The organism is Streptomyces qaidamensis, assembly GCF_001611795.1.
Taxonomy (GTDB): Bacteria; Actinomycetota; Actinomycetes; order Streptomycetales; family Streptomycetaceae; genus Streptomyces; species Streptomyces qaidamensis.
Map to the genome: position 1 here is coordinate 6,655,619 of NZ_CP015098.1, position 23,297 is coordinate 6,678,915.

The following is a 23,297-nucleotide window of genomic DNA, read 5'->3' on the forward strand; positions in this document are numbered from 1 at the left end:
AGGACACGCCCCACCACCTACCGAGAGGAGCGTTTGGTGCCTCCCTCCGACCCGATCGCCGCGACCGGTATCACCGCCCCTGTCACGACTGACGTGGTCTCCGGTGCCCGGTCCCGTGCCGTCCCCGGTGCCGGCATCGGGGACGCATCGGCTCCCGGCGCAGTGCCCGGCACGCCTCCGCCACGAGCGGGCAGGCACGAGAATCTCCTCGACGACCTCCTCGACCGTGTCGCCGAATGGGGTCCGGCCCACACGCCTGCAGGCGAGTTCCACCTCGTCCCCGCGCGCATCGATCACGACCTTCCGCTCATCAGCCGTTGGATGAACGACCCCATAGCCGCGGCGTTCTGGGGGCTGTCCGGACCGCAGGACGTGGTCGAGCACCACTTGCGGACCCAGCTCGCCGGCGACGGGCGCAGCGTGCCGTGCGTCGGTCTACTGGACGGAACACCGATGAGCTACTGGGAGATCTACCGGGCGGATCTCGACCCGCTGGCCCGCCATTACCCGGCCAGGCCTCATGACACCGGGATCCACCTTCTGATCGGTGCGGTCGCGAACCGGGGGCGTGGTCTCGGCGGTCTGCTGCTGCGAACCGTGGCCGATCTCGTTCTCGCGCGGCGGCCCTCCTGCGCACGCGTCATCGCGGAACCTGACATTCGCAACACCCCCTCCATCGCCGCTTTTCTGACCGCCGGCTTCCGGCTCTCCGCCGAGGTCGACCTGCCCGCCAAGCGGGCCGCCCTCATGGTCCGAGACCGGTCCCTCCGGCTCCTTCCAATAGCACTGTGTAACCGCGCCATCACTCATTGAACGCGGCCCGTCCCGCCGCAGTTCCCGTCTGCCGCGCGAATCTTTGGAGCGGCTTCGCCACGACCTCGCCCTCGCAGTCGGCCACTCACCCACCCACCCGCCATGCCCCCGAGGAGCCCACGGTCTTGATCCCGTCCCCCGCCCCCGCCCCCGCCCCCACCCTCGCCTTGATCACCCGTTTGTCAGTGCAGGGTCGTAGGGTGGTCGGGCTATGACGAAGCCCTCACTCCCCGAACTCCTGCATGCTGCCGTCACTGCCGTCGGCGGCACGGAGCGCCCAGGTCAGGTGGCCATGGCCGAAGCCGTCGAGGAAGCGATCGACGACGGCTCCCACCTGCTGGTCCAGGCCGGCACCGGTACCGGCAAGTCGCTGGGGTACCTGGTACCCGCGCTGGCGCAGGGGGAGCGGGTGGTCGTCGCGACCGCCACCCTGGCCCTGCAGCGCCAGCTGGTGGAGCGCGACCTGCCGAGAACGGTCGAGTCGCTGCACCCCCTGCTGCGCCGCCGTCCGGAGTTCGCGATGCTCAAGGGCCGGTCGAACTACCTCTGCCTGCACCGGCTGCACGAAGGGGTCCCGCAGGACGAGGAGGAGGGCCTCTTCGACCAGTTCGAGGCCGCCGCGCCCACCAGCAAACTGGGCCAGGACCTGCTGCGGGTGCGCGACTGGGCCGACGAGACCGAGACCGGCGACCGTGACGACCTCACGCCCGGCATCTCGGACCGGGCCTGGGCGCAGGTGTCGGTGTCGTCGAGGGAGTGCCTGGGTGCCTCGAAGTGCGCGTACGGCGCCGAGTGCTTCGCCGAGATGGCCCGCGAACGGGCGAAGCTCGCCGAGGTCGTCGTCACCAACCACGCGCTGCTCGCGATCGACGCCATCGAAGGCGCCCCGGTCCTCCCACAGCACGAGGTGCTGATCGTCGACGAGGCGCACGAACTGGTTTCCCGGGTCACCGGAGTCGCCACCGGCGAGCTCACCCCCGGCCAGGTCAACCGCGCGGTGCGCCGTGCCGCGAAACTCGTCAACGAGAAGGCCGCCGACCAGCTCCAGACCGCCGCCGAGGGTTTCGAGCGTCTGATGGAGCTGGCGCTGCCGGGCCGCCTGGAGGAGATTCCCGAGGACCTTGGGTATGCCCTCATGGCGCTGCGGGATGCGTGCCGCACGGTCATCTCCGGGATCGGCGCGACCCGCGACAAATCCGTCCAGGACGAGGACGCTGTCCGCAAGCAGGCCCTCGCCTCCGTGGAGAACGTGCACGACGTGGCGGAGCGCATCACGAACGGCTCCGAGTGGGACGTGGTCTGGTACGAGCGCCACGACCGTTTCGGTGCCTCCCTGCGTGTCGCCCCCATGTCCGTCTCCGGACTGCTGCGGGAGAAGCTCTTCGCGGACCGCTCCGTGGTCCTGACGTCGGCGACGCTGAAACTGGGCGGCGACTTCAACGGCGTTGGTGCCTCCCTGGGCCTCGCCCCCGAAGGCACCGAAGGTGACGACGTCCCGCAGTGGAAGGGCATCGACGTCGGCTCGCCCTTCGACTACCGCAAGCAGGGCATCCTGTACGTCGCCAAGCACCTGGCCCGTCCCGCGCGGGACGGCGATCGTGCGGACATGCTCGACGAGCTCACGGAGCTGATCCAGGCGGCGGGCGGCCGTACCCTCGGCCTGTTCTCCTCGATGCGGGGCGCCCAGCTGGCCGCCGAGGAGCTGCGTTCCCGGATCCCCGAGTATCCGATCCTTCTGCAGGGCGAAGAGACACTCGGTGAGCTGATCAAGAACTTCGCGGCCGATCCGAAGACCTGCCTCTTCGGCACGCTGTCGCTCTGGCAGGGTGTGGATGTCCCGGGGCCCAGCTGCCAGTTGGTCGTCATGGACAAGATTCCGTTCCCGCGCCCTGACGACCCCCTGATGAGCGCCCGCCAGAAGGCCGTCGAGGAGGCGGGCGGCAACGGCTTCATGGCGGTCGCCGCCACCCATGCGGCACTCCTCATGGCCCAGGGCGCCGGCCGTCTCGTTCGGGCGTCTGGGGACCGCGGAGTGGTCGCCGTCCTCGACCAGCGTCTGGCGACGGCCCGGTACGGGGGGTACCTGAAGGCGTCACTGCCCGACTTCTGGTTCACCACGGACCGTAACCAGGTACGGAAGTCGCTGGCGGCCATCGACGCGGCTGCCCTGCAGTCGGAAGACGAGTGAGCTGTGGGGGTGGGCCGCGGCCCACCCCCACAGCTCACTCGTCTCCGGAGCTGAACCGCGGTCCGACCAACGGCCCGGGACAGCGCAGGGCCCCGGAACCGGCGCAGGGGTTCCGGGGCCCGGTCTGAGGGCGGGCCCGAGCGGCCCGCCCGACTCGGTGCGCGGTGTCAGACGCGCCGCAGTACGGCCACCACCTTGCCGAGGATGGTCGCGTCGTCGCCGGGGATCGGCTCGTAGGCCGCGTTGTGCGGCAGGAGCCAGACATGGCCGTCCTCGCGCTTGAAGCGCTTGACGGTGGCTTCGCCGTCGAGCATCGCGGCCACGATGTCGCCGTTCTCGGCGACCGGCTGACGGCGCACCGTGACCCAGTCGCCGTCGCAGATCGCAGCCTCGATCATCGAGTCACCCACGACCTTGAGGACGAACAGCTCACCGTCGCCGACGAGCTGGCGGGGGAGAGGGAAGACGTCCTCGACGGATTCCTCGGCGAGGATCGGGCCACCGGCGGCGATCCGGCCGACCAGCGGCACGTATGACGCGGCCGGCTTGCCCGCCGTGTCCGTGGGCTGCACCGAGGCGGCCTGGTCGGAACCGCGCACCTCGTAGGCGCGCGGGCGGTGCGGGTCGCGGCGCAGGAAGCCCTTGCGCTCCAGGGCCATCAGCTGGTGTGCGACGGAGGAGGTGCTGGAGAGGCCGACGGCCTGACCGATCTCCCGCATCGACGGCGGGTAGCCCCGTCGCTGCACCGAGTCCCTGATGACCTCGATCACGCGGCGCTGGCGATCGGTGAGTCCGGAGCTGTCTGCCCGGATGCCCGGAGGTCGGCCCGGCAGGGAGCGCTTGTGCCCCTCAGGGTTCGTGGCTTCGTTCATCGCATGCACCGGCTCCAGTCGGCCCTGGGAGTGGTCCTGGGCAGCGATGGCGGCACTGTCTGCGGTGGTGGTCACGTCGGCCCCTCTCGATGGTCTCCCTGCTGGACAACGGTAGTTGCTTTCGAAAGGTTGCGCCAAACACACGTTCGAGTGAAAAATCGCGAATCAACGGACGCGATCATGTGTCCGGGTGTATTGGCAGCCGTGCCACCTGGCGGGCAAAAGGGCTCATTGCTGTACTCTTCACCGCCGGGGTGATCACTTCGTGGACTGGTGCCCCAGTCTGCCATCCGGCATTCCCCTGGCCCGGGAGCAGCCCTCATCTGTGCGGGAGTCCCACGTCCCCTCCCCGCGGCGCCCACGGTATCTCCGCATGTGCCGCGGCGATACGGCTGTGCCGGAACGGATGCGGCCGTGTCCCGGATGGAGCCGTCGGCGGCGGTGCCTCCGGAGGTGCGCGGGGTCGGTGCGGCTCGACCCGCCGCACGCCACCTGCGCCTACGTGCGCGACACGCGGGAACGGCCTGGATGTATGAGCCAATCCCCACATCTAGTGGTTGGATTGCGGCGGCAGCCCAGAAGTTGTGGTCCCCCGGGTCTTGAGGCCCATGGTCATCGCCTATGCTTGGGGCTGCTTCGTGGGGCGCAAGAGGCCCGCGAGGCTATTGAGTCTGCTGTGAGGAGGGTTGGGAATCCATGCACTGCCCCTTCTGCAGGCACCCCGACAGCCGTGTCGTCGACAGTCGTACGACCGACGACGGCACGTCGATCCGCAGGCGCCGCCAGTGCCCTGACTGCTCCCGTCGTTTCACGACCGTGGAGACGTGCTCGCTCATGGTGGTGAAGCGGTCCGGAGTCACCGAGCCCTTCAGTCGTACGAAGATCATCAATGGTGTGCGCAAAGCGTGCCAGGGGCGTCCCGTCACCGAGGACGCGCTGGCCCAGCTCGGCCAACGGGTCGAGGAGGCGGTGCGAGCGACCGGAAGCGCCGAGCTGACCACCCACGACGTGGGGCTGGCCATACTCGGCCCGTTGCAGGAGCTCGATCTCGTCGCATACCTGCGCTTCGCCTCCGTCTACCGGGCCTTCAACTCGCTGGACGACTTCGAGGCGGCCATCGAGGAGCTCAGGGTGCAGACGGGACACCCCGGCGCGGACGACGGAGACCGCGAGGACACGGCCGCGGGGAGCCAAGAAGACGACCGCGGGTCCGGAGGGGCGGAACAGGTCCCCCAGCCCGCCGGCGCCGCCGACTGACCGGCGGACCGGACCCGGAAGGCAGCTCCGGGCCCGGCCGGACGGCGGCGAGAAGACCTGTTGCGGGCGATGTGAGTGGGTGCCCGCAACACCAGACAGAACACCGTGCCACGGGAACAACGGGGCACTTCAGGGCGTTTTCGCCCGTACAGGGAGGCGGCATGACAGAGACGGCGAGCGGTCCGGCACGGAGTTCCCGCGCCAAGAGCCCCAAGGCGAGCAAGGGCCTGCGTGTCGAGCGCATCCACACCACCCCTGGGGTCCACCCCTACGACGAGGTGGCCTGGGAGCGTCGTGACGTCGTCATGACCAACTGGCGCGACGGCTCGGTCAACTTCGAGCAGCGCGGCGTCGAGTTCCCCGACTTCTGGTCGGTGAACGCGGTCAACATCGTCACCAGCAAGTACTTCCGCGGTGCCGTGGGCACCCCGCAGCGCGAGACCAGCCTCAAGCAGCTGATCGACCGCATCGTGAAGACGTACCGGAAGGCCGGTGAGGACTACAAGTACTTCGCCTCGCCCGCCGACGCCGAGATCTTCGAGCACGAGCTGGCCTACGCCCTCCTGCACCAGATCTTCAGCTTCAACAGCCCCGTGTGGTTCAACGTGGGCACGCCGCAGCCCCAGCAGGTCTCCGCCTGCTTCATCCTGTCCGTCGACGACTCCATGGAGTCGATCCTCGACTGGTACAAGGAAGAGGGCATGATCTTCAAGGGCGGCTCCGGTGCCGGCCTGAACCTCTCCCGGATCCGCTCCTCCAAGGAGCTGCTGTCCTCCGGCGGCAACGCCTCCGGCCCGGTCTCCTTCATGCGCGGCGCCGACGCCTCCGCAGGAACGATCAAGTCCGGTGGCGCCACCCGCCGCGCCGCCAAGATGGTCGTCCTCGATGTGGACCACCCGGACATCGAGGACTTCATCGAGACCAAGGTCAAGGAAGAAGAGAAGATCCGCGTCCTGCGCGACGCCGGCTACGACATGGACCTGGGCGGCGACGACATCACGTCCGTCCAGTACCAGAACGCCAACAACTCGGTCCGTGTGAACGACGAGTTCATGACGGCGGTCGAGCAGGGCAGCCAGTTCGGGCTGCGCGGCCGGATGACCGGCGAGGTCATCGAAGAGGTCGACGCCAAGGGGCTCTTCCGCAAGATCGCCGAGGCCGCCTGGGCCTGCGCCGACCCCGGCATCCAGTACGACGACACCATCAACACCTGGCACACCTGCCCCGAGTCCGGCCGGATCACCGCGTCGAACCCGTGCAGCGAGTACATGCACCTGGACAACACGTCCTGCAACCTGGCCTCGCTGAACCTGATGAAGTTCCTGAAGGACGACGGCAAGGGCAACCAGTCCTTCGAGGCCGAGCGCTTCCAGAAGGTCGTCGAGCTGGTCATCACCGCGATGGACATCTCGATCTGCTTCGCGGACTTCCCGACGCAGAAGATCGGCGAGAACACGCGCGCGTTCCGCCAGCTCGGTATCGGCTACGCCAACCTCGGCGCCCTGCTGATGGCCACGGGCCACGCCTACGACTCCGACGGCGGCCGCGCCCTCGCCGGCGCCATCACCTCCCTGATGACGGGCACGGCGTACCGGCGCTCCGCCGAACTCGCCTCGGTCGTCGGCCCGTACGACGGCTACGCCCGCAACGCCGACGCCCACAAGCGCGTCATGAAGCAGCACTCGGACGCCAACGACAAGGCCGTCCGCATGGACGACCTGGACACCCCGGTGTGGGCCGCCGCCAGCGAGGCCTGGGGAGACGTGCTGCGCATCGGCGAGAAGAACGGTTTCCGTAACTCCCAGGCGTCCGTGCTCGCCCCGACCGGCACCATCGGCCTGGCGATGTCCTGCGACACCACCGGTGTCGAGCCCGACCTCGCGCTGGTCAAGTTCAAGAAGCTGGTCGGCGGCGGCTCGATGCAGATCGTCAACGGCACCGTCCCGCAGGCCCTGCGCCGCATGGGCTACCTGGAAGAGCAGATCGAGGCGATCGTCGCCCACATCGCCGAGAACGGCAACGTGATCGACGCCCCGGGCCTCAAGCCCGAGCACTACGAGGTCTTCGACTGCGCCATGGGCGAGCGGGCCATCTCCCCGATGGGCCACGTCCGCATGATGGCCGCGATCCAGCCGTGGATCTCCGGCGCCATCTCCAAGACGGTCAACATGCCGGAGACGGCGACCGTCGAGGAGGTCGAGGAGATCTACTTCGAGGCCTGGAAGCTCGGCGTCAAGGCGCTCGCGATCTACCGCGACAACTGCAAGGTCGGCCAGCCCCTCTCCGCCAAGACCAAGGAGAAGGAGAAGGCGGAGATCACCGAGAAGACCGAGGACACGATCCGTACCGCGGTCGAGAAGGTCGTCGAGTACCGCCCGGTCCGCAAGCGCCTGCCGAAGGGACGTCCCGGCATCACCACGTCCTTCACCGTCGGCGGCGCCGAGGGCTACATGACGGCCAACTCCTACCCGGACGACGGTCTCGGTGAGGTCTTCCTCAAGATGTCCAAGCAGGGCTCGACCCTCGCGGGCATGATGGACGCCTTCTCCATCGCCGTCTCCGTCGGCCTCCAGTACGGCGTGCCGCTGGAGACGTACGTCTCGAAGTTCACCAACATGCGCTTCGAGCCGGCCGGTATGACGGACGACCCGGACGTGCGGATGGCGCAGTCGATCGTCGACTACATCTTCCGCCGCCTGGCGCTGGACTTCCTGCCCTTCGAGACGCGCTCCGCGCTCGGCATCCACTCGGCCGAGGAGCGTCAGCGTCACCTGGAGACCGGTTCGTACGAGCCGTCCGAGGACGAGGTCGACGTCGAGGGTCTGGCGCAGTCGGCGCCGCGCGCTCAGGAGCTGAAGGCCGTCACCGCTCCGAAGTCCGAGGAGGCGGCCAAGCCCGTCCCGCAGCAGGCCCACACCAGTGCCGAACTGGTGGAGATGCAACTGGGCATCCAGGCCGACGCCCCGCTGTGCTTCTCCTGCGGCACGAAGATGCAGCGCGCCGGTTCCTGCTACATCTGCGAGGGCTGCGGCTCGACCAGCGGCTGCAGCTGACGCCGAACGCATGAGCCGATGACGACAGGGGCACCGCCTGCGGGCGGTGCCCCTGTCGTTCTGCCTGCCTCGTCGCTGGCGGGCTCAGGGGCGCTGTGCCGCGCCCATCGTGCTGGTGAAGTCCACGGGATCGCCTTCGAAACCACGCAGGCCGGACCGGAAGTCCCACGGGCCGGAGCCCTCCCGGGTGAACTCCGCGACCGTCGCCGCCGTCGCCGCGAGGACACTCCCGAAGTCGTCCTCCGCGAGGACGGTGTACCCCTCGCGGATACGCAATCCGGGGTTGCTCACACTGACGAAGGTGCGCTCCGCCGGGCGCTGCTGGATGACGACACCGACCACCACGCGCGCGTACCGGACGTCGAGCCGGTCGAGTTCCAGCGTCATCACTTCGTCGTAGCCGAAGCCCTGGCCGTCCTTGCTGTCCCGGTTGAGAGTGATCGTGCCGTCGGGCGAGCGGCTGTCGAAGTGCACCACGTATGCGGGGTCGCCGTGCGGATCGTCCGCCAGGTAGGCAGCCGCGACCAGGTCCAGGTCGGTGGACGGCTGCCCCGCCGGACTGGGATCCCACCGCACCGCGATCTCGACCTTGCGAAGCCCCTTGTTGAGCCCGTCCACCACAGTCCCCTTCCCCGTGCCGACCCGTCCGTCGGACCCAACTGCCGGGCCCTCATGACCGTTTGTCCATCCTGCCACGCGCATGGGTGAGCGCGTGGGGGAGTGGTCCACCCGAGAGTGACCGACGCCACGCTCGGGGGCCTTACCATGGCGCGGTGCTGGTCAAGTGGATTCGCTGCACCGTGGTGGACCGCCGCGGTTTCGAGCGGGGGCAGCGGAAGTGGGCGGGGCTTCTGGGGGAGCCGGGATTTCGCGGGCAGGGGGGTGGCTGGAGCCGGGGACGGCCGGACGTGGCGCACATTTTCGCGTTCTGGGAGAGCCGCGCCTTCTACGACTCCTTCATGGCACGGTCGCACGACCGGCTCGCGTCGGCCCAGGCGGGTACGTTCAAGGACGCCCAGGTGAGGCTCTTCGACTATCGCTTCGACGTGAAGACCGGTTTCGAACCGCGCTTCACCGACGCCGACCTGCTCCGGGTGGCGCTCTGCCGCATCCACGAGGAGCGGGCCGAACACTTCGTGCTGATGCAGGAGAAGGTCTGGAACCCGGCGATGGCGGGCTCGCCCGGCATGGTGCGCGGGCTGTTCGGTGAGGCACCGGGGAACGAGTTCCTGGTGCTGTCGATGTGGCGCTCGGCCGCCGAGCACGGCAAGTACCGCACGGAACGCGTGGAGCGGCTCGCCCTGAGGGCCCAGACGGAGGCGGACGTTGCGGCGCTCACCGGGGACGTCGTGGACATGGAGTCGGGCTGGACGGTCTGAGCTCGCGCGGAGCACAGGTGCCCCGGACGGTGCGGCGGTTGCTCGGAGGGGTGCGGCGCTGTGTGACGCCGCGGGGCCCGGACGGAACCGTTCCGACTCGGGCAGGCGTGCGACCGATGTGACCTGTGGTGCAGGAATCGTGTGACCTACGCTGTATGGGTGCGGTAGGAGTGCTCCGCCGGCCCTCACCCGATCTAGGGTCTTGGCATGGCACGACCACGGCGCATCGTCCTTGTCCGGCACGGCGAGTCGACGGGCAATGTTGATGACTCCGTCTACGAGCGTGAGCCCGACCACGCCCTGGCGCTGACCGAGCGCGGGCGGCGGCAGGCGGAGGCTACGGGCGAGCAGCTGCGCGAGCTCTTCGGCGACGAGCACGTCAGCGTGTACGTCTCCCCGTACCGTCGTACGCACGAGACCCTGCGTGCGTTCCACCTCGACCCCGGACTCATACGGGTGCGCGAGGAACCCCGGCTGCGCGAGCAGGACTGGGGCAACTGGCAGGACCGGGACGAGGTCCGCCTTCAGAAGGCCTACCGGGACGCGTACGGCCACTTCTTCTACCGCTTCGCACAGGGCGAGTCCGGCGCCGATGTCTACGACCGGGTCGGCGGCTTCCTGGAGAGCCTGTTCCGCAGCTTCGAGGACCCCGACCACCCGCCGAACGTCCTCATCGTCACCCATGGCCTGGCCATGAGGCTGTTCTGCATGCGGTGGTTCCACTGGACGGTGTCGGAGTTCGAGTCACTGTCGAACCCCGGGAACGGCGAGGTGCGGATGCTCGTTCTGGGGGACGACGGCAAGTACACCCTGGACCGGCCGTTCGACCGCTGGAAGTAAGACTCCCTTTAGATTCTCGGTACTGCTGGGTGCCTGACCTGCGCAAAACGATCCAGCATCGGCTGTGGCGGCCTGCGTCAAGGTGAGCACTCCGCTGGGACCCGGATCCGGTCACCTACCCAAAGGGCGAGGCTCCAGCGCCGGACATCTTCACGGGGGCGACTCTGAGCCGGCGGACCTGGACGTCCCGAAGGTGGCCCACCACGGGTTCACTCAACGTATCCACTTGAGAGTTTTCTGCCCCGACTTCCGAGATCGTCGCCGGTCCGCCCGTGTGGCTGAGCAGACTAGTCCTCCACTGACGAGGGAGGGGCGCATGGGCGTCAAGAAAATTCTGACGATCAAGCTGGAGATCGAGGTCAACGAGAAGGTGACCCGGTATAGCCGTCTGGAGAACACGTACGGGGAGGTTGTGATCGCTGCCATGGAGGCGGCTCGGGCCGAGATGCCGACAGACAGCATCGAACAGATCACTACTCTCGCGCGCTGGGAGTACCGGCACTGGGACCCGGAACCGATCACCTACGAGAAGGGTGAGGTCCCGGACCTCGAAGACTTCGCGGACGACGAGATCGAGTGGCTGGACGAGGACTGATCACACGAAGAGCCCCGACCGCCTGAGGACGCCGGGGCTCTTCTCTGGCCTCACAGGGGGCGGGGGGTGCCTCAGTGGAAGGCCTCGCGAGGGAGTGTTGAGAGTCTGGCGCGCTGACGTCCCGAACAGAATGAGGGTTTGCGAATCAGGGTATCGGGATGCGCTGCACGCCATCTGAGTATGCGCGTATATCCCTCAGGTTCGTGACGTTGATGTGGGCTCTCGGCTCTCTCCTCCTAGGGTCTGTCTCATGTCATTCCCGAATCCACCGGGCATCCCTCCGCTCCCTGAGCGGCCTCCGGAGGTGCCGAAGAGGCCAGGTTTCTGGCGGGTGATGTCGGGCCGGAAGAAGCTCGCAGCCATCGCCCTGTGCGTTGCCGCTGCTGGCGCTGTGGGAGGTGCCATCGCAGCTCAGTCAGGCGGGGAGGACGCCTCGGCTTCCGTCTCCGAGGATGGCAAGGCCGACGTCGTGGAGTCGGCGGAAGAGCCTCTCCAGGCGTGTGCGGAAAGTTGGAATGACGGCAACACGAACAAGGCCAACGTGGCCTCGATGGCTACCGCCGCACAGGCCGAAAACCCGACTGCCTATGTGCACGTCGGGTTCAGTTCGGTATTCCCGGACAGGTGCCTGATCACGGTCGCCAACCCGTCCACGATGTACGCCCAGCAATACCTTCAAGGGGGTGGAACCGAATGGTCTCTCGCCCCCGCCTGGACGGGATCGGTCAACGACCTCGACGGATCGAATCTCCCGTGGAACGCGAAGATGGCGAAGGACGGGACGATCATCGTCCTCTGACGAAGAGCCCCGACCGCACGGGACGGCCGGGGCTCTTCTGCGCCCTCACGGGGGACGGGGGAGCCTCTACGGCATGACCCCGTGAGGGAGTGCGGGGGTGGGAGCGTGCTGGCCCACGAGGACGTCCAGTGAGTGGAGGAAGGCCGTGTGGGTCCCGGCCTCCTGAGCCGCCGTGATCACGTCGTCCAGGAACTCGTACGCCTGCTCGTCCGTGAGGTCGCTCAGCCAGGGGAAGGCGCTGCTCTGCACGGCTACACCTCTCGCTCCTTCTTGACCCGCTCCAGGCGCGGGACGGTGACGTTCAGCTTCTCGGCGCTCGGGGCCGTCCAGGTGCGGGCCCACGAGTCCACCGCACGCAGGACGTACGTCCCATTCCTCACGTCGCTGATGACGCCCTCCCTGCCCGCGTCGGAGTCGTACACCTGGTCACCGACCCACGCCGTGGGCTTCTCCTCGCTCACCGGGCCGACTCACAGAACACCTCGGCCCAGACCTGCTTGCCCCATCGGTAGAGGTCGGTGCCCCAGCGCTCGGCCAGGGCGTCGACCAGGAGGAGGCCCCGGCCGCTGGTGAGGAGGTCGTCGTCGGGCTTGGCCAGCTTCGGCAGCACGCGGGCCCTGTCGACGACGCCGATCCGTACGAACCGTTCGCTCGGCCGGGTGACGACGACCCGGATCACGCGGCTGTTCGTGTGCTTGACCGCGTTGGCCACCAACTCCGAGACGAGCAGTAACGCGGTGTCCGTCAGCTCCTCCAGGTGCCAGACGGCCAAGGCCGTCCGTACGAGCTTGCGGGCGGTCTCGGCGCTCTCCTCCAGACCCGGGAGTGTCTCGGAGTATCCGGGGTGTCCCGTGTGGTGCGGCTTCGCTGACACGATCATCTGAACCTCAGGGGTGTCGGTGTACGACTGCCTTGGTTCAGTCAACGACCGCTCGTCCGCGCCGAGGAGGAAAAGTCGGCCGGGCGTGCATCACGGCCAACCGGAAATTTCCCGGCTCTTGCCGTCACTGATGGGGCATCAGTGGCTACCGTGGGTACGTGGAGGGGAACGCGAGCCTCATCAGCGCCATGCAGGAAGCGGGCTTCAAGCAGGCCGAGTTGGCCGAGGCCGTCAACGACCGACTGCGGGCCTCCGGCTACGACGGGACTGTGAGTGACAGGACCGTCCGGAACTGGCTGACCGGAAAAACTCGGTGGCCGCACCCGCGTCAGCGCGAGGCGTTAGAGGCAGTATTCGGATGTACGGCCGAAGAGCTGGGCTTCCGCCCGCCAGCGGCAAGGCCTCCCGCCAGCGAACCGGAGTCTCCCGTGAGGCGTAGGAACTTCCTCACCGCAACCACCGGAACGGCTACCGCCGTCGTGGTCCCGGGCTCCCGACCTACCCGGGTCGGCACGTCTGACGTGCTCCGGCTCCGGTCCGGCCTGGACGCCCTGATGGCACTGGACGACACCAGGGGAGGCCACGAGGGCTTGGAGCGGGCGGCGTTGGCCGGAGCCGCCGAGGCCTTGGAGAAGCAGAAGCTCGGGGCCACCCAGCGGGTCCGCCTCCGCCTCTTCTCGGTGGCCGCCGACTCCACCGCCACGGCGGCCTGGAGCGCCTTGGACGCCCGTCAGTCGGACCGTGCGTACGCCCTGCTGGGCAAGGCCCTGTACTTGGCCGGGATGGGCCAGGACCCCATGGCGGAGCTGAGGGTCTGGAACTCCTACGCCATGCTGGCCCACCAGCGCGGGGAGCACGTGGAGGCCGTCGACTCGGCCCAGGCCGCCCAGTCCACCTCGATCACCAAGCGAGACCCCCTCTTCGCCTCCCTGGCCCACGCCCGTGCGGCCATCGGCCACTCGAACCTCGGTGACCGACAGGCCGCCATTCGCTCCCTGGGGTACGCCCAGGAGGCCCTTGGCAAGGCCGAGCCGGACAACCCCCGCCCGAGCTGGATGGCCTTCTACGGGCCGGCTGAGCTGTCCGCCATGACCGCCATCGTCCGAGACCGCATCGGGGACCCAGCCGATGCCGAGGCGGCCTCCCACAAGGCCCTCGGGGCGATCCCTCAGCAGTTCCGCAGGAACCGGGCTCTGGCCACCACACGGCTCGCCATGGCCCAGCTCCACCAGCGGGACATTGACCAGGCGTGCGTCACGGCCTCCACGGTGTTCGAGCTGATGAAGGGCTACCCGATCCCCGGAAGGATGCGGTCCCTCCTCGGCGACTACTACCGGGACTTGATCACCCTTGCGCCGGACGCGGCGGTCGCCCGAGAGTGGGGAGACCGCTTCCGAGCCGAATGGAGCCGAGCTTGAACGCCGCCGAGCTGGTGGTCCGCCGCTTCACCCATAAGGACCTCCCGCAGATTCGTCAGGCCCTGATCGACATCCATCGGGACGCCTACGTGGATGCCATGGATGACGAGTTCAACCAGCGCTTTCCCTGGTTCGTAGACCACTGGGGCAAAAACCCGGACTTCGACTGCGTGATCGCGTACGACGGTGACGAGGCGGTGGCCTTCGCTTATGGAGCCCCGTCAACCCCCTACCGCGAGTGGTGGCGCGAGTACCTGAAGCCCGCCCCCGACCTGGGGAAGGACCGCACCTTCTCCTACTCGGAGCTGGCCGTCCGGACGAAGTACCGGAAGATGGGCGTGTCCGAGCTGGTTAGCCGGGCGCTGCTGGACGAGCGGGACGAGGATCTCGTGGTTCTGCTCGTCGACACCGAACACCCTCGCGTCCAGGCCAAGTACGAGTCCTGGGGCTTCCGGAAGGTCGGCGAGCGTCAGCCCTTCCCGGACTCCCCGCTCTACGCCGTCATGCTTGCGGAGCTGCCGTTGCGCTAGGTCCTCCGGGTGGGTGGCCTTCGTCCTCCAGCGCTGTACGTGCCGCCTTGGTGAAGGCGTCCAATCGACGTTCGAAGCGGTGCTTCTCGTTGAAAGGGTGGCCCCTGCGTAGTCGGTGCATGAGGTCGTTCCTGAAAGACCGGACCTCGTCGGCGAACTCGCCTGCCGCCTTCACCACGGGGTCCGGTCCCGCGATGGCGACGGTCGAACGGCGCTTGCGGATGTTCTCCCAGAGACCTTCGAACTGCTCGTGGAACTCCCGCTCCTGCCCGTACAGCGCGTCGATCAGATCCTGTCCAGCGGCGACGAACTCCGCGTACGCCTGTGAGCGCGGGCCACGCCTCTCAGTGAGACTCTCGAAGCGTCGCTGGCGCGCTGCCTCCGACTCCTGGTGCTTCAGTTGGAGGCGCGCTTGCCGAAGGCCGAACAGACCCGTCCCGACGGCGGTCAGTCCCGCCAGGCCACCACCGATGGCCGCACCCACGACGGCCGCAACTCCTGCATCCACGGGGGCATTCTGCCCGGGAAACGACGAAAGCGCCCCCGGACTCCGCGAGGGAGACCGGGGGCGCTGGTGTTTCATGCCAGAGAGACACCATGGGGCACGGTATGCGAGTCAGACGTTGGGGACCTTGAGCTTCGCCCAGGAAGTCGGCCCGGGAGGCCACTTGGCATCCGATCCGGTGAATCCCAGCTTGCGCTGGAACTTTTCGTAGCTGTCGACGTCCGCCTGCCCGAGCACGGGGCCGGGGCCCACCTTGTACTGCCCGCAGCCCACGGCGACCAGGCGCTTGCCCATGGCCGTGAAGATGGGCGAGGACTTGCCCAGGGCGGGCCGGGAGCCCTTCATGAAGAAGTGGGCGCCGGGGTAGGGCTCCAATGCAGGTTTCTTCGTGATGACGGTGAAATCCGGCCAGGTTCCCGGGTCCGTGTGGTCGTTCTCCGGGGCGTGGGCGTGGGCGTACCAGCCGCTCCGCATCCGCCAGATGCGCTCGTCGCGCTTCCCTGCGAAGCCATTGGGCTTGCCCATCGGCCACGAGTTGGCGACGCCCCAGGAGGCCACCCAGGCATTCAGCTCGTCCCACCCCTTGCAGGGTGTCTCCGCCAGGGACTCGTACGTCTTCCCGCTGACGCGGCACCAGGGGAAGAAGAGCGCCTCCACCTGGATGACCACCGAGCCGGCCCGGTTGGTCCGTGTCCCGCCGGGGCCGTCCTTCAGGCACAGGGAGCGGGAGTTCGCCGGGAAGAACTGGACGAACTTGCCGGTGAACGGGTCCCAGAGGACGTGAGGCGCTACGGCCCGGCCGGAGGGGTTCGAGCCGAAGTACGTCCGCAGGTTGGCGTACGGGACGAGGCCCTGGGGCTTGGCCTTGGTGGCGTTGCGGTCCCACGTGATGTGGGCCACCGCCTTCGCCGGGCCCCCGTCGGTGGGGGCGGTGCTGCCGATCGAGAGTCTCTCGGCACCGGGCATCCAGAGGTCGGACACGGTGGGCCTCCAGTGGGTGTGTTCGGACACGAAGAAGCCCCTCCGGTGCCGTTACGCGTTACCCGGAGGGGCGTCAGGGGGACGGCTCAGGAGGCCGTGGGCGGGCCCTGGGGGTGCTCCCGGAGGTATCGGAGATACGAGAAGAACCGGACCAGGAGGAGGCCGTCGATGGCGGCCAGGAAGCCGATACCAATGACCGCGTCCCAGAAGCTCCCTGGATGGGCACCGCGGATTGCCAGGAGCACGAGGGAGCGTGCGTACAGCAGGCCGATGATGATGACCCACCAGGACGCGTTGATCTCGACCATCCGGAAGAAGCGCCGGGGCCGGTGCAGGGCGAGGAACCCGACTGAGGCGGCCAGCCCGACGCCCAGCAGGACGTAGAGGATCAGGGAGTACACAGGCGCCTCCTTACGATCGGCCGTCGTTGAGCCGGCCGAGGACGATGCCCTCGATGAAGTCCGAGTAGGCGTTCGCCCTGTTGTGGGCTCTGAGCTGCTCCTTCACCCGGCGGCTCTCGGTGAGCTGGGCCTCGGACTCGGGGGTCCGGGCCTGAGCCTCCTGGAGGGACTTCTCGGCGGCCCTCTTCGCGGTCTCCGACTCGGTGGAGACGTGGCTACGTCGGGTGAAGGGCCACATCAGGCGCTCCGGGTGCTGGTCTGGGGTCGGTGCCCGAACTCTTCGAGGAGCCGGACCATGGCCTGGCCCTGCTCGTTGGCGACTTCGGCACTGGCCTGAGCGGCTGAGAGCTGCTGACGTGTCGCCTGGTGGGCGTCACGTTCGGTTTCGTATGCCGCGCGCCAGCCGTCCTTGTCGGTGATGAGGTTGTTCATCACGTACTTCGGGACGAGCACGCCGATGATCAGCAGCACCACGATCAGGCCGACGACGCCGTACTGGGCGAACTGGCCGAGGATCTTCCCGATGTCGGGGCCGCTGCTCGCCTCCTCGGCTGCGGCTATGACCCAGAGCATGTTGTGGGTCAAGGGGACCTCCTTGCGAGGGTGTGCGCAGGAAGATCCGGCGCGGGTCTGGACATGCGAAAGCCCCGGCCATATGACCGGGGCTTCATAGGTGGTTCTCAGTCCGTGTCCGAGTCCCTTCCGAAAAAGGCGCTGAGCGCTTCCGTCCGAAGCTGTTCGTAGGCCTCGTTCGAAGGGCCGAGGATGTCCCGCAGGGCTGCCATCTCGTCAAACCCGCCCAGGGACAGGCCACAGACATGGCAACTGATCCCGTCCGGAGCGTATTGGGTGTGGTCAGCGCTCCGGTCGACCATGCCGAAGAGGAGTGTGGTCTGAGCGGTACAGGACGGGCACGGACCGCCCGGTGTCATGATCGACGAGGGATGCATTTTGCCGTCGATCTCAACGAGGTAATCGAACGCCGCAGTGATGACGTGCGGTTCAAGGCTGACCGCGTGCTCCTTGAGTTCGGGAGGAAGACGCTGGAAACGATCCTCGAAGAGGTGCCGGGCCTGCTTGATCCGGATCTCGACGTCCCGTTGGATCTCGTTTCGCTGCTTGTCGACGGCGACGTTGACCGCGCTCGTCCAGCGACCCCAGAAGTCGTCTATCGGGGTGCCGAGGTGCTTGAGCATGGCCGCGATGGTTGTAACGAGCGTCGGGATCTGATTCTTTGCCGCATCGTCGCCAGATGCGTGGACCGTGCCGTTTCGCTGTTCGATCAGCGTTTGCAGAGGCTGAGTCATCTTGACGATGTCGAGGTGTGCCAGGCGCTTCAGTGCCTCTGACATGGTGATTGTGTGGATCGCGAACTGCTTCTGTCCTGCCACGACTGCCACCTTGCCGCTGGCGATGTACAGCGGGTTCATCTTCACCAGGATCGCCTTGGCGAGGCGCTCGATGGCGACCCCCGCGTGAAGGGCGAACTCGTCGTACTCGCGACGAGCATGGTCGTCCATGGCCCGGTGTGCCGCCTTCTTGGCGCCCTTGAAGAAGCTCTCGAATGAGAGCGAATCGTCCATACAGGGACGGTAACCGCCCCCGTATCACAGGTGCGATCGAATTGAGAGACCCGGCCCCAGGGCGAACCACACCCAGGAACTCCCCGGGGGCCGGGGGCTTGTGTCAGTCGTCGTGGGAGTGGCCGTGCCCCTCGCCGTGGGGGTGGCTGTGGCCGTGCTCCTCCTCGGGGGCGAGCTGGGCTCGCAGGGAGGTGTTCTCGGCCTCCAAGGCGGCGATGGTGCGCCGCGCGAAGTGCAGGTCCAGGACGGTGTCCTTGAACTCCGCGACGAGCTGCTCAGGGGTCATCTGCATGACGATCTCCAGGGTGTGGTTCGGGGTGTGATCAGGTGGCGGTGAGTGCGACGAACTGGTCAGTGCCGTCCGGCTGCCGGGTCTTCAGGCGCCCGTTGGACACGTACAGCACGACACCGCCCGTGGGGTTCGAGGCGGGGGCCGTGGTGGCGTTGCCGATGGCGAGTACGCCGACGCCTCCGCCGAGGGACGTGGTGTTTAGGGACACGCTGGTCACCGTGGAACTGGCTCGCCGGACTACGAGGCCGGGTGTCAGGGTGACGTTGCCGGTGGACCGGGAGATGACCAGCGGGGTGTCCAGGAGAGCGCCCGAGTCGTCGTAGCGGGCGATCTGGAAGTTCGTGCCCGCATTGCTGCCGGACTCGGTCTCGGAGGTGGCCCGCAGCACCCACCGGCGAGAGGCGGTGCCCATGTCCGAGGAGATCGAGAGGTGGATCTCCTTGTTGCGGTCGTTGCCGCCGCCTACTCGCAGGCAGGTGGTCTGACCGGCGTACGGACCGGACGTGATGTTCTGGGCCCGGATCGAGAAGTCGGCCAGATTGGTCCTGATGTTCGTGTAGTCAACGCCGATGACCGCCTGGTCCAGGGGCTTGGCGCCGTCCACGGCCTGGTCGATGAATGGGATTTCCAGGCGGCCCTGGAGGGCACCGGTGGAGTCCGCGATCTCCAGCTCCCAGTGGCCGTGGATCGACGCGTGGTTGTTCGCCTCGTAGTGCGCGCCCTGCCAGACCACGGGCTTCCACCCGATGCCCGAGGAGAGCGGGTCACGCGTGGTGGCGTCGTACCCGCCCTTCTTGTTCGAGGACTGCACCGGGATGTAGAACGCTTGCATCGTCTTGGCGTCCGACCGCATCAGGAAGTGCCGGATGTTCTCGCCGTACGAGCGCACGTTGGCCCGCTGGTACGAGTACAGGTTGAGCCGGCCGGTGGAGTCAGTGCCCGTTCCGTCGTCGTCCCCGCCCGCGTACGAGGAGATCAGGTTGATCCCCTTATGAAGGGCACCGCTCACGCCGAGCGGAGGCGAGGTGGAGCCCTCGGTGGCGTTGACCGTCAGCGGCCCGTTGATCTCTCCGCCGTTCGTGAGGTCCACGGCATCCACGTACTGCTTGGTGGCCGCTCCCAGATCCGCCGTCGGGTCTCCGCTGAGAGTCAGCGGCCCCGTCATCGTCCCGCCGGAGAGTGGGAGGAGCTGGACCGAGGCCGTCACCGGCTGGACCGGAGCGATCGTGGCGAGGTCGACGCTCCCCACGGTGTCGTACGGCACTTGGATGCTGTACGTCCGCAGGAGCTTGCCCCCGAAGCGCTCCTCCACCTTGTACGTGTATCCGTTGGGGGAGATATCCGGGTCATCGGTGGCGGGCAGAGCGATCGAGAACGCTCCGTTGGGGTCCAAGGTCGCAACGAGCGGCACCGGGACGATGGTCACCGGGACCGAGGAGTCGACCACCGTGGTCGAGCTGGTGAAGGTGACCGTGCCCGCGAGGGCGTTACCGGCCAGGTCGATGTACCGGCCGGTGACGGTGACCGTGTCGAAGTCGCTGGGCAGGGCCATGCAAGGGCCTCCTGTCCTTCTGTACGGGTGTGGAGGCCCTTGTGGGCGCTGGTCAGTGGTCGCCCTGCTCCAGGGCTGCGAGACGGCCGTTCAGGTCCTTCACGGCGGCGATCAGGTGGGAGACCAGGACGTTGTTGTTCAGGCCCTCCACCTCGCCGTCGGTGTTCAGGACCACGGCGTCCGGGATGTGCTCCTGGACCTCTTCCGCGATCAGGCCCGCCTGGCGGGTCCGGGCGGTCACGACCCCTTGCTTCCAGTCGAAGGCGACCGGTCGGAGGTCGTACAGGGGGATGCCCTGCGAGGTGTCCAGATCGGCGACGTTCTCCTTCCAGCGGATGGAGGAGGTCTCCCTCACGAGCTGGCCCGAAGATGAGACGACGGCCGCGCCGGTGCCGGTGGGGAGCGGCGTCTCGAACGCCCAGATCGTGTTGCCCGAGGGCTTGCTCATCCGGACACACACGACGTCAGCGACTCGAAGGATCAGGTCCTGACCGCTCTTGGCGTTGACGTGCGTGGTGCCATTGGCGAGCTGCTGGAGGGCGTACGCCGAGCTGGTGTAGTTGTCGGAGTGCGCCAGCACAATCGAGCCGTCCCGGGCCGGGAGCGTCCCGATCTGACCGGGGCCCACACGGATCGAGGAGTAGTCCCGGGAGCCGTCGGCATAGAAGTCATACCGGTTGTTCGACTCGTTGTACTCGATCATCTCCGAGTTGTTGTCCAACTCGTTCTGACGGCTCTGGAAGTGCACCTGGCGCTGGTTGGCGTACAGCTTGCCGACCTCGACCTGGGTGTTGCCCGTGTCGGCCTCGTAGAACTTGAAGAGGCCAAGCGAGTCCCCGACCAACGTGGCGTGCTTCAGGTACGAGTTCGTGGAGGCGTTCCACATCAGCTTCCCGTTGGAGCCGATGTCCAGGACGGCGTCGGTCATCTTGACCAGGGGCATCAGGAACTCGGCCTGGCCCACGGTGCCGTCGCTGGTCTGGAACTGGATGCGCGCGGTCCCCGAGGCGTCCTGGTTGGCCGAGAGCAGGTTGATCACGGCCGAGCCGTTGGTGGAGCTGGTGAACCGAGGGGAGCGGAGCGTCATGGACGCCCTGCGGTTCGCTGCTCCGGTGGGGGCCGCGCTGACGTTGATGTACCCGCCGCGCTGCTCCGAGGAGTCGCCCGTGTAGAACCACATGAACGCCGTCGCCGGAGCACTTCCGTCCTCGGGTGCTGGGACGTCTCCCACCGCGATGCCGGGAGCGCCGGAGCCACCCTGGCCCGTGCGGAAGTTGCGGGCCACGATCTTGCCGTCACCGCTGATCTGCCAGCCCGTGGTGCCGCTCGTGTAGTTGTCCGAGCGGATGATCCCGGCCGAGCCGCCCGCGATGACGATCTCCTGGGAGGAGATCGTGCCCGCCGTGAGCTTGGAGGCCGAGAGGTTGGCGACCTTGGCGTTGGTGATCGCGGCGTCCGCGATGTTCGCCGTGTCGATCAGCAGCGCTGTGACCGAGGCCGAGGCGCTGGCCGGGGACTTGTTGCCCGAGCGGTCGACGGCGATGACTCGGACGTACCGAGTGGTGGCGTCGGGCACCGGGAAGGTCCCCACGGCCGCCACGCTGTTGACGAGCATCCCGGAGTTGGCCGTCATGGTGCCCACGAGGGTGGCCGAGGAGGCAGTGAACCCCGAGGACGTACCGTCGTGGACCTCCAGGGCCGCGAGGTCGTTCTCCAGGTTGTAGGTGCCGCCGCTGGCCTTGCCCAGCGTGTGGACGACCTGAATGTTGAGCGCTGAGCCGGCCACCGTGGGAGCCGCCGGAGTCGACGGCGGAGTGACGTCTCCCTGGGCCACCGTGGTCTCGTCCGCCGACCAGGCCCCGTTGTTGCCGTTGGAGTCCACGGCCCGGACCGAGATGACGTACGAGACGCCCGGCTCCAGGCCTTCGATGGCGAACTGCTCGATGCCCCAGGCTGCGTACGCGGACTGGAAGACCGTGCCGCCGGAGGTCCTCCAGCGCACCTCGTAGTGGTCGCCGTCGATGACCGTGGAGCCGTCGGTGTTCAGCGGCTGGTCCCACTGCACGATGATCCGCGAGCGGGTACGGCCCTGGGCGTCCTGATAGTTCGAGGTGGAGAAGGGCGTGTTGAGCGGCGGGGCCCCGGGGACCGAGGTGTCCACGCTGGGCCGGGAGCCGATCGGCTGGCCGCTGGAGGACGTCAGGGTCCGGGAGATGCCACCCACGGTGATCGAGGTCGAGCCCGGGGACTCGAACTCCACGTAGTCCGTGAGGTCGTACCAGGTGCCGTCCTGGGCCCGGAAGGCCACGGTGTGGCCCTGGGTGATGGGCCAGGAGGTCTCGGAGACCCGGATGGCCACCGGGTTGACCCGCTGGCCCCGGAACGTGATCTCGTTGTCCAGGTCGACCAGGCCCGAGTCGGGGTCGTACGCATAGACGTAGTCCCCGACCTCGAACGATCCCCGGATGTCGTAATCCGCGGCGGACAACGTCAGGGCCTCGCGAGGGCTCGTGAAGCGGTTGAGCTGGAGCTGTGCCCGAGCGTCCGCGTTGCCCGTGGAGGTGTCCGACTCGGAGACCAGGCGGGTCATCTGGACCGCGTTGCCGTGGAGGTCCAGGTACGGGTTGGCGATGATGTCCGCCGAGCCCGTGGCGATCGACTCGCCCTCGCCCTCGGCGAGGAGTACGACCCGGGTCGTGAAGTCCTCCACGTCCCGCTGGGTCTCGAAGTCCCCTCCCAGGGACGTCAGATCCATGTCGTAGCCGCTCGCCAGGGAGGCGACAACGCACGTGGGCACGGAGACGTAGAGGTCGCTGACCTTGCCCGCGTCCAGCGTGCCGTCCCCGTTGACCCGCCACTCCACCGGGTTGTCCCGGTCGGTGGTGAAGACCCCGCAGACGTACGTGATCGCGGTCCGGGGGTCCTCGAAGCGGTGCGTGCCCGTGTACGTCCCGCCGACCGTGTGGAGGGTGCCCTCCTCCACGGCCCCAGAGGACGGCAGGAGCGCCCGGATTGAGTTGGCGAAGGTCTGGGCCGTCAAGGCCACGGGAGCCTCGTAGACGGCTCCCTTGCCGTCCTCGTCCCCGAGCCAGATGGCCATGCTCGCACCGGAGATCCGGTAGGCGTTCAGGCCGTCCGTGGGGGCGCCACGGTTGCCGGAGATCTCCTTGTTCCGAACCACACCGACATACCGCGCGGCCGTCAGAAGGCCGTCTCCGTACTGGGCGGGGTCGAGCCGACCCGGGACGATCGCCAGGTGGCCGAAGAAGTGGATGGCGTCCAGGACGTCCCGAGGAGTGGCCGGGGAGAGGTTCAGCTCCCACGAGCCGGGGGCCTGGAGGACTTCCTTGACGCTCATC

The 23,297-nt window shown here is 67.8% G+C and carries 24 protein-coding genes; 10 read left to right on the top strand and 14 right to left on the bottom strand.

What is annotated here, in order from left to right; all coding sequences use genetic code 11:
* The first annotated feature begins 93 nt into the window (after nt 1-93).
* Nucleotides 94-813: a GNAT family N-acetyltransferase gene (locus A4E84_RS29625; RefSeq protein ID WP_418082266.1), complete on the top strand. Its 720-nt coding sequence runs from the start codon at nt 94-96 to the stop codon at nt 811-813.
* A 211-nt stretch (nt 814-1,024) separates the two neighbouring features.
* The gene (locus A4E84_RS29630; protein WP_062929458.1) at nt 1,025-3,001 is read left to right on the top strand and encodes an ATP-dependent DNA helicase; all 1,977 of its coding nucleotides are present in this window, start codon (nt 1,025-1,027) and stop codon (nt 2,999-3,001) included.
* Between the two features lie 167 nt (nt 3,002-3,168).
* Here the strand turns inward: A4E84_RS29630 and lexA are convergent, their stop codons facing one another.
* Nucleotides 3,169-3,948, bottom strand: a complete 780-nt coding sequence (gene lexA / locus A4E84_RS29635; RefSeq protein ID WP_062929459.1) for a transcriptional repressor LexA — start codon at nt 3,946-3,948, stop codon at nt 3,169-3,171.
* A 621-nt stretch (nt 3,949-4,569) separates the two neighbouring features.
* On the opposite strand from lexA, the gene nrdR reads away from it, so the two are divergent.
* On the top strand, nt 4,570-5,130 hold the full coding sequence (nrdR, locus tag A4E84_RS29640) for a transcriptional regulator NrdR (protein WP_062929460.1): 561 nt from the start codon (nt 4,570-4,572) through the stop codon (nt 5,128-5,130).
* Between the two features lie 161 nt (nt 5,131-5,291).
* On the top strand, nt 5,292-8,183 hold the full coding sequence (locus tag A4E84_RS29645; protein ID WP_062929461.1) for a vitamin B12-dependent ribonucleotide reductase: 2,892 nt from the start codon (nt 5,292-5,294) through the stop codon (nt 8,181-8,183).
* Nucleotides 8,184-8,267: 84 nt separating this feature from the next.
* On the opposite strand, the gene A4E84_RS29650 is transcribed toward A4E84_RS29645, so the two are convergent.
* A complete protein-coding gene (locus tag A4E84_RS29650) occupies nt 8,268-8,801 on the bottom strand; it encodes a TerD family protein (protein ID WP_062931659.1) in 534 nt (177 codons plus the stop codon).
* A gap of 155 nt (nt 8,802-8,956) precedes the next feature.
* Here A4E84_RS29650 and A4E84_RS29655 point away from each other — a divergent pair, with 155 nt between their 5' ends.
* From A4E84_RS29655 to A4E84_RS29670, 4 genes are all read left to right on the top strand, one after another.
* Nucleotides 8,957-9,562 carry a YdbC family protein gene (locus A4E84_RS29655; RefSeq protein WP_062929462.1) on the top strand — a complete coding sequence of 202 codons (606 nt, stop codon included), beginning with the start codon at nt 8,957-8,959 and terminating at the stop codon, nt 9,560-9,562.
* Between the two features lie 207 nt (nt 9,563-9,769).
* Nucleotides 9,770-10,402 carry a histidine phosphatase family protein gene (locus A4E84_RS29660; RefSeq protein WP_062929463.1) on the top strand — a complete coding sequence of 211 codons (633 nt, stop codon included), beginning with the start codon at nt 9,770-9,772 and terminating at the stop codon, nt 10,400-10,402.
* Nucleotides 10,403-10,718: 316 nt separating this feature from the next.
* Nucleotides 10,719-10,997: a hypothetical protein gene (locus A4E84_RS29665; RefSeq protein WP_062929464.1), complete on the top strand. Its 279-nt coding sequence runs from the start codon at nt 10,719-10,721 to the stop codon at nt 10,995-10,997.
* Between the two features lie 250 nt (nt 10,998-11,247).
* The gene (locus tag A4E84_RS29670) at nt 11,248-11,796 is read left to right on the top strand and encodes a hypothetical protein (protein ID WP_159029631.1); all 549 of its coding nucleotides are present in this window, start codon (nt 11,248-11,250) and stop codon (nt 11,794-11,796) included.
* Between the two features lie 66 nt (nt 11,797-11,862).
* On the opposite strand, the gene A4E84_RS29675 is transcribed toward A4E84_RS29670, so the two are convergent.
* The 3 genes from A4E84_RS29675 to A4E84_RS29685 are packed head-to-tail and all read right to left on the bottom strand — an operon-like array spanning nt 11,863 to nt 12,676.
* Nucleotides 11,863-12,045, bottom strand: coding sequence for a hypothetical protein (locus A4E84_RS29675; protein WP_062929466.1), 183 nt, complete (start codon nt 12,043-12,045; stop codon nt 11,863-11,865).
* A 2-nt stretch (nt 12,046-12,047) separates the two neighbouring features.
* Entirely contained in the window at nt 12,048-12,257 is a 210-nt protein-coding gene (locus A4E84_RS29680; RefSeq protein WP_062929467.1) for a hypothetical protein, read from the bottom strand.
* The gene (locus tag A4E84_RS29685; RefSeq protein ID WP_062929468.1) at nt 12,254-12,676 is read right to left on the bottom strand and encodes an ATP-binding protein; all 423 of its coding nucleotides are present in this window, start codon (nt 12,674-12,676) and stop codon (nt 12,254-12,256) included. The genes A4E84_RS29680 and A4E84_RS29685 overlap by 4 nt, the downstream gene beginning before the upstream one ends.
* A 554-nt stretch (nt 12,677-13,230) precedes the next feature.
* Between A4E84_RS29685 and A4E84_RS29690 the strand changes: the two genes are divergently transcribed.
* Nucleotides 13,231-14,094: a hypothetical protein gene (locus A4E84_RS29690; protein ID WP_335340838.1), complete on the top strand. Its 864-nt coding sequence runs from the start codon at nt 13,231-13,233 to the stop codon at nt 14,092-14,094.
* The gene (locus A4E84_RS29695) at nt 14,079-14,624 is read left to right on the top strand and encodes a GNAT family N-acetyltransferase (protein WP_062929469.1); all 546 of its coding nucleotides are present in this window, start codon (nt 14,079-14,081) and stop codon (nt 14,622-14,624) included. The genes A4E84_RS29690 and A4E84_RS29695 overlap by 16 nt, the downstream gene beginning before the upstream one ends.
* Here A4E84_RS29695 and A4E84_RS29700 read toward each other — a convergent pair.
* The 9 genes from A4E84_RS29700 to A4E84_RS29740 all read right to left on the bottom strand — a co-directional run bounded on the left by A4E84_RS29700 (nt 14,596) and on the right by A4E84_RS29740 (nt 23,296).
* Nucleotides 14,596-15,108, bottom strand: coding sequence for a hypothetical protein (locus A4E84_RS29700; RefSeq protein ID WP_062929470.1), 513 nt, complete (start codon nt 15,106-15,108; stop codon nt 14,596-14,598). The genes A4E84_RS29695 and A4E84_RS29700 overlap by 29 nt on opposite strands.
* 132 nt (nt 15,109-15,240) lie before the next feature.
* A complete protein-coding gene (locus A4E84_RS43765; protein WP_062929471.1) occupies nt 15,241-16,110 on the bottom strand; it encodes a peptidoglycan-binding protein in 870 nt (289 codons plus the stop codon).
* A gap of 86 nt (nt 16,111-16,196) precedes the next feature.
* Entirely contained in the window at nt 16,197-16,511 is a 315-nt protein-coding gene (locus tag A4E84_RS29710; RefSeq protein WP_062929472.1) for a hypothetical protein, read from the bottom strand.
* A 10-nt stretch (nt 16,512-16,521) separates the two neighbouring features.
* The gene (locus tag A4E84_RS29715; RefSeq protein ID WP_062929473.1) at nt 16,522-16,749 is read right to left on the bottom strand and encodes a DUF7620 family protein; all 228 of its coding nucleotides are present in this window, start codon (nt 16,747-16,749) and stop codon (nt 16,522-16,524) included.
* Nucleotides 16,749-17,096, bottom strand: a complete 348-nt coding sequence (locus tag A4E84_RS29720) for a hypothetical protein (RefSeq protein WP_062929474.1) — start codon at nt 17,094-17,096, stop codon at nt 16,749-16,751. The genes A4E84_RS29715 and A4E84_RS29720 overlap by 1 nt, the downstream gene beginning before the upstream one ends.
* Before the next feature lie 95 nt (nt 17,097-17,191).
* Nucleotides 17,192-18,094, bottom strand: coding sequence for a hypothetical protein (locus A4E84_RS29725; protein ID WP_062929475.1), 903 nt, complete (start codon nt 18,092-18,094; stop codon nt 17,192-17,194).
* A gap of 103 nt (nt 18,095-18,197) precedes the next feature.
* Nucleotides 18,198-18,386 (bottom strand): hypothetical protein, encoded by a 189-nt coding sequence (locus A4E84_RS29730; protein WP_062929476.1) that lies wholly within the window; start codon nt 18,384-18,386, stop codon nt 18,198-18,200.
* A gap of 31 nt (nt 18,387-18,417) precedes the next feature.
* On the bottom strand, nt 18,418-19,938 hold the full coding sequence (locus tag A4E84_RS29735; RefSeq protein WP_062929477.1) for a hypothetical protein: 1,521 nt from the start codon (nt 19,936-19,938) through the stop codon (nt 18,418-18,420).
* Between the two features lie 52 nt (nt 19,939-19,990).
* Nucleotides 19,991-23,296: a fibronectin type III domain-containing protein gene (locus A4E84_RS29740; protein ID WP_062929478.1), complete on the bottom strand. Its 3,306-nt coding sequence runs from the start codon at nt 23,294-23,296 to the stop codon at nt 19,991-19,993.
* Between the last annotated feature and the right edge of the window lies 1 nt (nt 23,297).